Below are 12,688 nucleotides of genomic sequence, written 5' to 3'. Positions count from 1 at the left end.
CAGCAAAGAGCAAGGTGCAAGATGGGACGCAAACGCAAGGGTCGTGACATTTCAGGCTGGCTGGTAGTGGACAAGCCCGCGGGCATGACCTCGACCGCTGTGGTCAACAAGGTGCGTTGGGCTATGGACGCCAAGAAAGCAGGCCATGCAGGCACGCTGGACCCCGAGGCGACCGGTGTTTTGGCCGTGGCTTTGGGTGAGGCGACCAAGACCGTTCCGTACATCACTGACGCCCTGAAAGCCTATACCTTCACCGTGCGTCTGGGTCAGGCAACCAACACCGACGACGCCGAAGGTGAAGTGATTGCGGAAAGCAATGCGCGCCCATCGGACGACGATATCAAACAGGCGCTCACCCCGTTTCTGGGCGACATCATGCAGGTCCCGCCCAAGTTCTCGGCCGTGAAGATCGATGGGCAGCGCGCCTATAAGCTGGCCCGCGATGGCGAGGATATTGAGCTATCCGCCCGGCCCTTGTGGGTTGAAGAGCTGATCCTCGTTGACCGCCCCGACGAAGATCACGTGATGCTGGAAATGACCTGCGGTAAAGGCGGTTATGTGCGATCTATCGCCCGCGATCTGGGCGCGGCGCTGGGGTGCCACGGCCATGTCAAGGAACTGCGCCGTATCTGGTCCGGCCCGTTCGAAGTCGAAAACGGGTTGAGCATCGAACAGATCGACGAGATGGCCAAGACCACTGCTCTGGACGAATATCTGCACCCGCTGGAAACCGGGCTTGCAGATTTGCCGGAACTGAAATGCACACCCGAAGGTGCCACCCGTCTGCGTAATGGCAATCCCGGTATGGTACTGGCTTCGGACGTGGAATACGGCGACGAGGCCTGGGCTTCGCTGGACGGCAAGGCCGTTGCTGTAGGGATCTACAAATCCGGCGAATTGCATCCCAACCGGGTGTTCGTCGATTAAACGGCGTGTTAGGCGAAGGGCATGATCACCCGAACGCATACCAAGGGCGACGCGCCCTCGACCGCCATTTATTCCGATTGCGAGAACTATCGCTATAGCCTGACCCGCATCTGGGACCCGGCCGGGCGCAAGGCGTTATTCGTCATGCTGAACCCCTCCACCGCGACCGAGGTGCAGAACGACCCCACGGTCGAACGCTGCGAACGCCGCGCGCGTGCGCTGGGATTTGGTGCGTTTCAGGTAACCAACATCTTTGCATGGCGCGACACCGACCCCCGCAAGATGCGTGCCGCCGATGATCCGGTTGGACCGGAGAATGATGCAGCCATTCTGGACGGTGTCGAATGGGCTGATCAGGTCATCGCAGCATGGGGCACCCACGGTGCGCATCTGGATCGCGGTCCTGCCGTAGAGCATCTGTTGCGAAAAACGGGGCACCCGCTCTATCACCTTGGACTGACCAAGGATGGCCACCCCAAGCACCCCCTCTATATCGCTTACACTCAGCAACCTGAACGCTGGGACGGGTGACAAAGGGTTAACCACAGAGTCAAGTTGGCTTTGACCAACTCACTGAACACATGGGACATTTTACCCAAGAAGCACTGTGCTTTCGGAGGGGTTTCATGTTTCTTATCGGGTTTCTTGGTCTGGCCGCTGTTGGTGGCGCGGCCTACGCACTCAGCGACGTCTTCATCACCGATGAAAGCGATTCTGACGACGTAGACGACGATGCGCCGGAGGATGGTTTTTCAAACGGTCAGTTTCTCGAGATTGACGAGAATGTCGATGAACCTACAGCCGATGACACCGGGCAGGTGATCTCGGAATGTGACGGAAATCTCGTCATGGTCGGGCAGGATGCAGCAGACAATCTGACAGGACAGGACGGGAACGATCAAATCAATGGATATGGCGGTGACGATATCATCGATGGCGCCGCTGGGGATGACATCCTGCATGGCGGAGATGGAGAGGACACACTGACCGGTGGCACCGGCAATGACTTGTTGCACGGAGAGGCAGGTGACGACCTGCTGGCGGGCGAAACCGGGGATGATCAACTGTTCGGCCATTCTGGCGACGACAAATTGAACGGTGATGACGGCGAAGACGAGCTGTTTGGCGGACAGGGCAACGATACCTTGCTAGGAGGCGGTGATGACGATGCCCTGCAAGGGGGCGCAGGTAACGACATTCTGGCAGGTGGTGAGGGCGCGGACTCACTGTTCGGCGGTGATGGCAATGACACGTTGTCGGGTGACGACGGCGACGGAACCGAGACGAGAGATTTCCTGAATGGGGGTTCCGGCGATGACACTATAATTGCTAGTGGCGGAGATGTAGCCACGGGCGGTGCGGGCGCTGACGACATTATTCTGGATACCGACACCGACGACGAAGAGGTCACCGTCATGGGTTTCCAGCCGGGTGAAGACAAACTGCTGATCACTTGGGAGGAAGAGGCCGACCCGGAAATCAGCATCCAACGGGACGACGAGAACGAAACCCTCACCCGTGTGACGGTCAATGGTCATGAAGTGGCGCATCTTTTCGGGGCCGAGGGCATGACGCTCGACGACATCCAACTCATCACTCAGGCAGAACTTGCGCGATTTAGCGTGTAGGGTCAGGGACACAGAATCCCTTTGCCATTTACCCGAAATACGCTTATACGCGCGCATCCGCATCGGAATCGGTGCGGTTTTCTCCATGGGCCTGTGCTGGACGACATCCCGGCCTGCGCCATCAACTCTAACCTTTAAAGGAGACCCCGATGTCGATCACTGCCGCTGAAAAAGCACGCGTCATGAAAGAATTCGCAACCAAAGACGGCGACACCGGTTCGCCTGAAGTACAGGTTGCAATCCTAACCTCGCGCATCACCACCCTGACCGAGCACTTCAAGACCCACAAAAAAGACAACCACGGTCGTCGTGGTCTGCTGAAGATGGTTGCCCAGCGTCGTAAGCTGCTGGACTACCTGAAGGGCAAAGAAGAAGCGCGTTACCAGGACCTGATCAAAAAACTGGGCATCCGCCGCTAATCGCCCTTGTGTGATTTGTACCGGGTTTGAAACCCAGTTTGTACAATTAGTACGTCTTTGTACGCCCGCCATTTTGGTGGGCGTATTTATTTGCAGTTCACTAACAACCGTATCTCGCGATCGATCCGGGTTGTCGACGGCTTCTGACAGCGTTCACCTATTTTGAGTACAGGCTTTGTATTGCCGTTCATACAAACAGCAGCGCAACTTCGCAGGTGGCAAATATCCGGCAAAGCTCTCCAGATCGTACTTCCGACTCTAGAGAAGAGCGTATCGGCCTGTCTGGGTGTTTCAATTCTGCGCGACAAACGGTCGATTGTTCTTTCCGAGTCGAGCAATGAAGTTCTTCTGGCGACGCCCAGGCGGGGTATAGCGCGCCAGATCTTGTGAATTGCCACGCTCGGCCAATTCCGGGAACAGCATCAGAACTTCTTCTATCGCGTCCGATGAAAGCGTCTTGAGGGCTTCCGGACCCGTATGCAAGCTTTCGGTTGGTGTCCCTTCGGCATAGATGATCTCATGATCATCAAACAAAAGATGGTAATAGGTAACTGGCTCTTCCGCGGTTTCAATCTCGATATCAGGTAGCGCGGTCAGTTTGTGAGCGGGAACCAGAACCTCCGAACTTCCGAACATGCGTTTGGCCACATCGGAAACGGCGAGCATCCTGTGCTGACGGGAAACAACCAGATCACGATGCGGCAACCCAGATGCCAGTGCCCCGGCCTTGATCCGGACGGGGCGCAGTTTCTCATTTTCGCCGAGACGTGCGGCCGATACCTTTTTCTTCCCGATCCATCGGAGCGGCTGGTAGCCGTTATCGCGGGTCAAAATCAGATCTCCCGACGCAAGATCTTCTACCGCTTTCAACCCGGTTTCCGTTTCAATCTGCGTGCCACTGACGAAACAGACGACATCGCCGATATCACCGGTTGTCAGGAACAGCCAGCCGTGTTGCCGGTCCGGGTCGAAATTCGTCAGTGTGATTTGGTTGAAGGGCCCTGTCACCGTAACGGTTTCGGTGACATTGGTGTTAAAGGGCGCTTCATATTCTGCCGTGGTGCCGCTGGTCCCGAAGTTCAGGTTGGTGACGACTGGTGTCCCATTAAGCGTGGATTCAACCACAATGCGGTCATTGAACCCGCCCGCAAATCCATTGGAATTGACGTCACCGACCGTAAATGTGAAGTCCTCGACAGGCTTTGAAAACGATAGGGTAAATGAGTCTGCACTCGTATCTACAGCATTGTCGGATTGAACGGCACCGGACCCGTTGACGAAAAAATCGCTTGTGAAAGTTGCGGTGACAACAACCGTGTCACCATCCGCGTCAACAACAGTTTGCGAGCCATTTTGCAGCAGTGTAACGAAGTTTATTGCGACCATTTATCCATCCAATCACTAATATACTTGCGACCGCTGCGAACAGAACCAACTGGTTCGTACAGATCAATTTCATTTTGCGTAAACCGAGTTTTTTCCTGTTTCAATATCTACTTAGGCTCTGCTCTTACAGAACGTGAAAAGCAGGGGCCTAGTGTTGCGGGAGAAGCTCAAAACCGCACGATATTCATTGTGTAACCAAGGTTTCGGGTGGTGGTCTGCTGCTTGTCTGCAGATTCAAACAATCAAAGGCCAGAAAACTCATAAGCATAGAAACACCCGCCCGAAGGCGGGTGTTTCGCATTTCTCTGCCGCTAAGTTACATCTTCGATCGCTCCGACCGCAGCGCCAGCCACAGGCAGTAGCACATGATCAGAACGACCAGCGTGAACGGAATTCCGGTCGAGACCGCAGCACCCTGTAGCGCGCTAAGCCCGCCGCCCAGCAGCAAGGCGATGGCCACCAGACCTTCGAGGGTGCACCAGAACACGCGTTGCACGACCGGGGCGTCCATCTTGCCACCTGCTGTGATTGTATCGATGACCAGCGAGCCCGAGTCTGACGACGTCACAAAGAACACCACGATCAGGATCAGCGCGATTGGGGCGACGATGCCATAGAGCGGCAGCTCTTTCAGGAAACCGAACAAAGCACCTTCGGGAGCATAGCTATCGATGACCGTTGCGCGGACGCCTTCGGCACCGCCAGCGTTCAACATGTCGATCGCCGCGCCACCGAATGTCGACATCCACAGGGCGCAGACAGCGGTTGGTGCCAGCAGCGCACAGATGATGAACTCGCGCACCGTACGACCGCGCGAGATACGCGCAATAAACATGCCCACAAAGGGCGACCATGCAATCCACCATGCCCAGTAGAACGTCGTCCAGCCGTGGAAGAAACTGGTGTCTTCACGACCGAACGGGTTGGACAGAGCTGGCAGGTGGCGCACATAATCAGCCATTACGCTGAAATAGCGACTCACTGCTGTTCCAATTCCTGTCACTGCAATGACGAAGATAAACAGCCCCACCGCCATGATCATGTTGATCTCGCTCAGTCGCTTGACGCCTGCATCCATCCCCATCAGTACCGATCCCAAGGCAATCATGGTGATGCCGATGATCAGCAGAACAACAACCGTCGGGCTGGGTTCGATACCAAACACCTCATAAAGCCCTGCCGCAACTTGCTGAGCACCCAGCCCCAGTGAGGTTGTCAGACCAAACAGCGTGGCAAATACGGCCAGCGTGTCGATGATATGGCCCCACCAGCCCCAGACCCGCTCGCCGAGGATTGGATAGAAAGCCGAGCGCAATGTCAGGGGAAGATCAAGGTTGTAGGCGAATATCGCAAGGCTCAGACCGACTGCGGCATAGACCGCCCATGCCTCAAGACCCCAGTGGTGGATGGTACCGACAACACCCACATATTCATTGCCGGGCACCGCTATATCCAGACCCAGAGGCCGCGCACCGCCATCTTCGGCAAAGTTGTAATAGACAGGCTCCATCACGCCGAAAAACAGCAGACCGATACCGATACCGGCTGCGAACATCATCGCGATCCATCCGGGATAGGAATAGTCCGGTGTAGCGTCTTTGCCGCCGATCCGGACGCTGCCGACCGGCAGCACGATCAGGACCAGGCAAAACAGGGTGATTGCATTCACCGAGAGCACCAGAAACCAGTCGAAAGTACTGGTTAGCCAAGGCCTTAGCCATCCAAAGAATGTGGCCGCTGCTTCCTGATTTGCAAGCGCGATAAGCACAAATGCAAAGATCACGATACTCGAGATCAGGAAAACCGGATTGTGAATGTCCAAGCCAAAAGGCCGGACGTTATCCTGCCCCAGCTCATATTCCGTTTCGAAGTCATAGATCCGTGGGTCCGGATCCAGCATTTTCTTTGATTCCGCCATTCGTTTGCCCTTCTGTTCGCCAAGTGCAAACGCCAAGGTATTCGGTCAGCGGACGGTTATGAGTGTGTTACCCCCTTGGCGCGTTACCGTCATATCGACCGCGGGCTTTGTGGTAACAGCTTACACTGACAGCATAATTTCACCAAATGCATTCATTTTACAGAATAAGTAAGGCAAAAACGCCCATCTTTCGACAGGCGCTTTCTACTTCTTAGGTTCGACGTCAACCGTTACTGAGACATCCCGCCTTCGCTGTTGACCTGTTCCTGAACATGCGTTTCGTTACCAACAGTCGCGCCACGCGGTGGGAACTCGGCAAATGTGCCCAGATGCGCCTGAACCAGACGGGCTGCGGGGCCAAATGCCCACATCTTGTTGCCCATCCAGCGCGTGTACATGCCGGATTCCTCGGCTGCCTTTTCGTAGGGGTCGCGGCGCAGGTTGAACAGAAGCGGCGCATTCAGTTCTTCTTTGGGGCCGGCCCAGCCTTTTTCCTGAATGGTGAAATGTGCCTTCCAGTCGTTGTAGCGCACTGCCTGCAGATCCGTGCCTTCGTAATAGACAATTTCCTTGCGGTTGCTTGGCGTGTCTCCGGTCAGATAGGAAAGCTGATTGTAGCCATCCAGATGAACCTTGTAGCCTTCGAACCCGTCCAGCAGATCAGCAGGCAAATCCTGCGGGCCACCGGCTGCGGCGACCAGTGTGGGCATCCAGTCCATGCCGTCGAAGATACCGTTCAAAACCTGGCCTTCCGCAATCTTGCCGGGCCAGCGAATGATGGCCGGCACGCGAAATCCGCCTTCCCACGTCGTGCCCTTTTCGCCGTGGAACGGCGTGGTACCGCCATCGGGCCATGTCATCGTTTCGGGACCATTATCCGAAGTGAAAATGACGATGGTGTTGTCTGCGATCCCCAGTTCTTCGAGATGAGCGGTGACCTTGCCAACATTGTCGTCCAACTCTTTCATCACGACGTCCTGCAGGCCGCGACCATCGCCCAGCATCGCCTCGTATTCGGGGCTGAGATGGGTCCAGACATGCGCGCGCGCCGGGGCCATCCAGACAAAAAACGGTGTTTCGCTGTCGACGGCACGGTTGATGAAGTCGATGGTATGGGCCGTGACCTCGTCATCCAGCGTTTTCTGGCGCTCCGGTGGGGCGGGACCATCGTCAACGATGCGCTGTTTGCCAACCACGCCCCAACGGGGATCGACGGTTTCGTCCACGGTGTCTGTCGCAAAAGAATGAATGATGTTGCGCGGACCGAATTGCTGTTCAAATTCCGGGTCCTTGGGCCAATCCGGGTCTGACGTGTATTCCATTGCATTGAGGTGATAGAGCCAGCCCCAGTATTCATCGAAGCCTTTGACCGTTGGCAGGAACTTGTTGAGGTCGCCCAGATGGTTCTTGCCAAATTGTCCGGTCGTATAACCCAAAGATTTCAGAATATTGGCCAGTGTCGGATCCTCGTCGCTCAGACCCACCGGATCACCCGGCAGACCAACGGTGTGCATGCCGGTCCGTACCGGATATTGGCCGGTGATGAAGGCTGACCGGCCCGCCGTACAACTGGGTTGCGCATAGTAATCTGTCAGACGCGCACCCTGAGCCGCAAGCTGATCAAGATTGGGGGTCTGGATGCTTTTGATGCCCTGATGATAACTGCTAAGACTGGCCCAGCCGACATCATCGGCCATGATGACGAGAATGTTTGGTTTTTCGGTTTCTGCAACGGCTGCCGACGCGAGCGCACAGAATGCGGCAGCAGCGGTATACGCTATCGATTTGATCTGAAGCACCGGGTTAAACTCCTGAGAACGATGAAAAATGACCAAACGGCCAGATTAGATATTTCCTAGCGGCAGGCTCGTTCATCTCGCAATGCGGGTTTACATTTTTGCAAATTCTGAAACGTAATACGCGAAATCTGAAATTTTCGAGACCGCGATGCTGAATGAGAAATCCCTGTCCGCCTTCTTGAATCTTGCCGATACCGGTAACTTTCAGGACGCTGCCAAACGCATGGGCGTGTCGAACGCGTCTTTGTCACGCTATGTCGCAATGGCGGAAGACCAAGTGGGGTTTCCCCTGTTTCACCGAAAGCGTGGCAACAGTGGTCTGACACGCAAGGGGCAGGAATTTCTGCCCATTGCCCGAAAACTGCAGTCGGAACTTCAGACCTGCGAGCTGCAGATTGCGAATATTCGATCAGATGCGGGACAAGCCGTGCGGATAGGGTGCGGGCCGCTGACACCCCGGACCCTGATCAAACCTGCGATGCAAGCAGCGCTGCAGGTCTCTCCGGGATTACGGGTCAGTGTGTCGGTCAGTGCCCGGCAAGCGCCGATCGAGATGCTGGAGAACCGCGAAATCGATATCTATGTGGGCGATCTGACCCATACGCCGGAAACCGAAAACATCGAGTTGATGATGTTCGAAAAACGCGCCGTGGTATTTGCTGCGCATGTCAGTCATCCGCTGCACGACGCCCCCGTTTGCAAATTGCGTGACGTGTTTGAGTATCCCTTTGCCTCACCACATTTGCACAAACATTGGCGCGCGGCACTGACCAAGGCACTGGGTGGGAACGAAGAGGCGGCACAAAAGGTCAGAACTCTGCCCCAGATCGAAAGTGACGACTATGCCTTTCTGGCCTCGCTGCTGGATGACAGTGCTTTCGTGGTTGGTGGAATGCCTGAGACGTTCAGCGAACTGGCCTCTTCCGGTTCGGTAAAACTGATCGAAACCGAGCCGCAGATTACATGGAATATTTGCGCTGCCCGAAAAACCGATCTGGATCAGCCGGCCGTAGATTTGTTGTGGCAGCAATTACGCAAGCTGGCGATGTGAGAGGCAGGCTCAGAACACGATCCGGGTCCGCAATCCGAACAGGGCGATACTGTCCTGATCGGGGTTGAGCAGCGGGTTTGAGATGAGTTGTACCGACGGCGTGATCTGCAAGCCGGGCGAAATCGAGAACCGGTAAAACGCCTCGAGCGTAAACTGATCCCCATCGACCCCGCGTGCCTCTGCCCAGTTCAGGCCCAGCCCGGCAAGATCGGTATTGCGCCCGTAATATCCCAAACCGGCCGAAACCGAGCGCTGATACAGAGCAGCCGTTCCCTTGGCTGCGCCTGCACGAATGAAGGGCATCCATTTGTTGTCCACGAACCACGCGGCAGAAAATGCACCACCATAGTCTTCGGGACGACTGCCATCATCGGCAGCATCTGCATGCCAGAGCGTCAGGTGCACGTTGTCGAAATAGATGCGATCAAATCCCGAGGTGTATCCGATTTCGAGTGACTTGAAGAGGTTTCCGTCGCTGAAGACATCGAAATTCGGGTCCGAAGGATCTGCATTGGCATCCGCGACGCTGGCCACAGCGTAGAAATTACTGCTGAGCTTGAGACCCCCCGCAATCCCCAGCCCCGGATTCGGAGCGTTGATAGTTGGGTTGGTGTTGAATGCGAGGTTCTGAAACCCGCTATAGGGACTGACCAGACCGTAAACATCGACAAAGTCTGTCACGTCGATCTGACCAAACTGCAACGTCCAGGATCCGTCTGCAGCCCGCTGGGTCCAGAACAGGTTGGTCAGCAGCAACCCGTTGTCATTAAAAGCCGTTCCGGTGATCGATTGTGCGCCACCGTTCAGACCCAGAAATTGCGGTGCGACCTCGGTATAGCTGTGTCGGTTCTCGATCTTGAAGGTCAAAGAACCCCTCTCGGTGGCCTGCCAACTGCCGTAGAGCCGGGCGATACCGCTGGCAGCCTCACCAGTGCCAATATCTGCATTTGTAGCCTGGCCCAGCGCCAGATAGTCGATGTTGAAACGGAACCCACTTTCAGCCAGCCGATCTTTCCAAGCGAACCAGCCGGGGGCGATATTACGCGGAAAATCGGAACGGTATTGCGGATCGGTAAGCCCATCGCCGGGTTCAAGTTCGGCTTCGACCGAGGATGGGCCGGATAAACCTTGCGCAACCGCTTTGTCGAGAAACAACAACGACAGCAGTGCAAGGGCCAGAGACCGGATCATTCAGAAACCTTAGGGCCGCCGGTTTTACGATTGCCCGCAGCGCGAAGGCGGTCGGCGACGCTTTGTGTCCACTCGAGCTGATCACCACGGGTTTCAAGTGTCTCGACGCTGTCTGCATTCAGTTGAAATGTCGCGCGCATCGGCATCAGCCCGTCAACGACGACCATTTTCAGATCCGTGGGATCGATGGTAAGCAGCCCAGTAAGACGCACGGGTTCGTGAAAGTATGCGGGCGCCCAGTCACCGTTCAGACGCACCCGGATCATCTGGTTGGGTGGTGGGGGTGGCATATGGCTGCACATGCCACGTTCGGGCACCAGATAGGCGACCGGTTGACCATCCGGATCAGGCGGGGCGGGAATGGCAAATCCCGCAAGCGTAATGGTCTGACCATCAAATTCCGGGTTACCTGCGGTTCCGGCTTTCTTGCGGCGCTCGGTCACCTCCTGCCGCTGGTCCAACAGCCAGTCGACATCGATATCATCCGCCGCCAGCGCCTCTTCGGTCTCAGTCAGCAACTCCTGCCACTTCTGCCGCTCTTCCGCGCTGCCGATATCCTGAGCCAACCTGCCCCGCAGCCGGACGACAAACAGCAGATCATCAAACTGTTCCGGACTGAGGTCGCGATACGGATCCTCAAAGACCTGCACAGACGGGTCGGGCAGATCGGACCAGTCCAGCGCGACACCTGGCGCGGCAAAAGAGGCCTGCCCCGCCAAAAGCAGCGCAGCCATCGTGATCAGCCGAAACAGGGTTTTCATCTGCGTTCTCCGTCGCATCGCGTATTGCGGCAGTTCCACCTTAGATCATTGCAGCGTGTTCTTGTAGATCACGCCATCCTTCATGATCAGTCGGATCGTTTCCGGGCTTTCGGGTCTTGGATCGGCACCAAACCACTGATCGCCTGTTCCCACGACCGAGAAATCCTCGAGCGGGTTGCCGTCAATCAGCAGGATATCCGCATAAGCCCCCTCTTCGATCACGCCGAGCTTGCCTGCGGGATAAGGGTTCATGAAGTCACCGGACAGTGCAACGATTTCACCCCCTGTTGAGGTCAAAGTGACCATCGAAGTGAGAGGCCCGAAGAAATCATTGTTGAGCTTCTTTTCATAGGCAATCTGAATATTGCACGCCTCGACCGAGCCGACGCAATCCGTCTGGAAACCGCGTTTGACGGGGCATTCGCGCATGTTGTCGATATACCCGGCAAAGGTTTCGGACGCGGACTTGGCCTTGGCAAGGCTCGAAGGAACGCTTGCTACTGCGGGGATTTCCAGAAGACCGGGATCAAAGGCCGTCAGATTAGTTGTGATATAAGCCCCTTTCTCATTCATCAGTGCCGCGATTTCACAGTCGAAAGAGAACCCGTGTTCGATACTTTTGACGCCCGCATTCAGGGCATTCATGATCGCTTCTTTCCGATAGGAATGGGCCATCACGTAGCTGCCATACTCATTCGCAACCTGCACGGCGGCCTCGATTTCCTCGGGGGAACCGGCCAGCAGTTGCCACGGATCAAAGGCCGAAACCACACCACCTGACTGCATGTATTTTAATTGGGTTGCACCCATGCGGAAATTGTTTCGACCAAACTTCTGAACATCCGCAACGCTGTCCACCTCCTGCGCCATGTTCAGGCGTCCGAAATTGGTCGAGGCACCGGGTGGCGAGGTGAAGCTGGCGAAATCTGCGTGACCACCACGCGTGCCCAGAAATGCGCCAGAGGGATAATAGCGTGGGCCGAGAATCTGGCCTGCATCAATTGCCCGTCGCAATCCGCCGTTTGCACCACCGGCATCCCGCACGGTCGTGAAACCCTGCATCAGATACATCTCGGCCATGCGGGTACCGTGGATGCCAAAGTCTTCCCAAGTGGCATTTGCCTCCATCGCGGGAATGCTTGGCCCCATCAGCATCAGATGAGCGTGTGTTTCGATAAAACCCGGTGACAGGGTGCGCCCACCACCATCAATCACCGTGGCATCCGGCGCATCGATCGCATCTGTCGAAACGGTCTTGATCAGGTTGCCTTCGACCAGAACGCTTGCATTCTCAATCCGTTGTTCATTTAAACCGTCAAAAACATGGACATTGGTGAACAGCGTTTGTTCAGGCGCATCCTGTGCCGCAGCGGCGGATGCCAAAAGGCCAAACGCAAGTCCGATTGCACGTGCTTTCATCTCACTCCCTCCGATCCCTGATCGGATGGTAGATCATATTTTCAAAATTCCATATGTTAATTTTACTGTTGAGAAGGGTAGCGCTTCACCAACTTCGGGTTTGGTTGATCTTGCAAACAAATCTCCTTTAGGTAGATTCCCGCAAAACAAGAATTCGATCATTCAGGCTATTGCTCAAAACTTATAAAA

The 12,688-nt window shown here is 55.8% G+C and carries 11 protein-coding genes; 5 read left to right on the top strand and 6 right to left on the bottom strand.

Annotation, left to right across the window (positions count from 1 at the left end; all coding sequences use genetic code 11):
• Positions 1–21 precede the first annotated feature (21 nt).
• From truB to rpsO, 4 genes are all read left to right on the top strand, one after another.
• Positions 22–927 carry a tRNA pseudouridine(55) synthase TruB gene (truB, locus tag GOX61_RS19500; protein ID WP_170336437.1) on the top strand — a complete coding sequence of 302 codons (906 nt, stop codon included), beginning with the start codon at positions 22–24 and terminating at the stop codon, positions 925–927.
• A 21-nt stretch (positions 928–948) separates the two neighbouring features.
• Complete coding sequence (locus tag GOX61_RS19495; RefSeq protein ID WP_170336435.1) at positions 949–1,458, top strand: DUF1643 domain-containing protein; 510 nt, start codon at positions 949–951, stop codon at positions 1,456–1,458.
• 95 nt (positions 1,459–1,553) lie between these two features.
• Positions 1,554–2,555: a calcium-binding protein gene (locus tag GOX61_RS19490; RefSeq protein ID WP_170336433.1), complete on the top strand. Its 1,002-nt coding sequence runs from the start codon at positions 1,554–1,556 to the stop codon at positions 2,553–2,555.
• Positions 2,556–2,704: 149 nt separating this feature from the next.
• A complete protein-coding gene (gene rpsO / locus GOX61_RS19485) occupies positions 2,705–2,974 on the top strand; it encodes a 30S ribosomal protein S15 (RefSeq protein ID WP_008757925.1) in 270 nt (89 codons plus the stop codon).
• 291 nt (positions 2,975–3,265) lie between these two features.
• Here rpsO and GOX61_RS19480 read toward each other — a convergent pair whose 3' ends face one another.
• The 3 genes from GOX61_RS19480 to GOX61_RS19470 all read right to left on the bottom strand — a co-directional run bounded on the left by GOX61_RS19480 (position 3,266) and on the right by GOX61_RS19470 (position 8,077).
• A complete protein-coding gene (locus GOX61_RS19480) occupies positions 3,266–4,360 on the bottom strand; it encodes a Hint domain-containing protein (protein WP_170336431.1) in 1,095 nt (364 codons plus the stop codon).
• A 316-nt stretch (positions 4,361–4,676) separates the two neighbouring features.
• Positions 4,677–6,278: a BCCT family transporter gene (locus tag GOX61_RS19475; RefSeq protein WP_155146346.1), complete on the bottom strand. Its 1,602-nt coding sequence runs from the start codon at positions 6,276–6,278 to the stop codon at positions 4,677–4,679.
• 230 nt (positions 6,279–6,508) lie between these two features.
• Positions 6,509–8,077, bottom strand: coding sequence for an arylsulfatase (locus GOX61_RS19470; protein ID WP_367646985.1), 1,569 nt, complete (start codon positions 8,075–8,077; stop codon positions 6,509–6,511).
• A 148-nt stretch (positions 8,078–8,225) separates the two neighbouring features.
• On the opposite strand from GOX61_RS19470, the gene GOX61_RS19465 reads away from it, so the two are divergent.
• On the top strand, positions 8,226–9,128 hold the full coding sequence (locus tag GOX61_RS19465) for a LysR family transcriptional regulator (RefSeq protein ID WP_170336429.1): 903 nt from the start codon (positions 8,226–8,228) through the stop codon (positions 9,126–9,128).
• 9 nt (positions 9,129–9,137) lie between these two features.
• Here GOX61_RS19465 and GOX61_RS19460 read toward each other — a convergent pair whose 3' ends face one another.
• From GOX61_RS19460 to GOX61_RS19450, 3 genes are read right to left on the bottom strand one after another with little or no spacing between them, the layout of a single operon-like run.
• A complete protein-coding gene (locus tag GOX61_RS19460; protein ID WP_170336427.1) occupies positions 9,138–10,319 on the bottom strand; it encodes a carbohydrate porin in 1,182 nt (393 codons plus the stop codon).
• Positions 10,316–11,080 carry a DUF3299 domain-containing protein gene (locus GOX61_RS19455; protein ID WP_170336425.1) on the bottom strand — a complete coding sequence of 255 codons (765 nt, stop codon included), beginning with the start codon at positions 11,078–11,080 and terminating at the stop codon, positions 10,316–10,318. Before GOX61_RS19455 ends, GOX61_RS19460 begins: the two co-directional genes overlap by 4 nt.
• A 45-nt stretch (positions 11,081–11,125) precedes the next feature.
• Positions 11,126–12,499: a metal-dependent hydrolase family protein gene (locus GOX61_RS19450; protein ID WP_170336424.1), complete on the bottom strand. Its 1,374-nt coding sequence runs from the start codon at positions 12,497–12,499 to the stop codon at positions 11,126–11,128.
• Positions 12,500–12,688: the final 189 nt, after the last annotated feature.

The sequence above is a fragment of the Ruegeria arenilitoris genome, from assembly GCF_013030265.1.
GTDB lineage: Bacteria > Pseudomonadota > Alphaproteobacteria > Rhodobacterales > Rhodobacteraceae > Ruegeria > Ruegeria arenilitoris_E.
The sequence above is the reverse complement of the archived record's forward strand: the minus strand, read 5'-3'. Positions and strand labels throughout refer to the sequence as shown.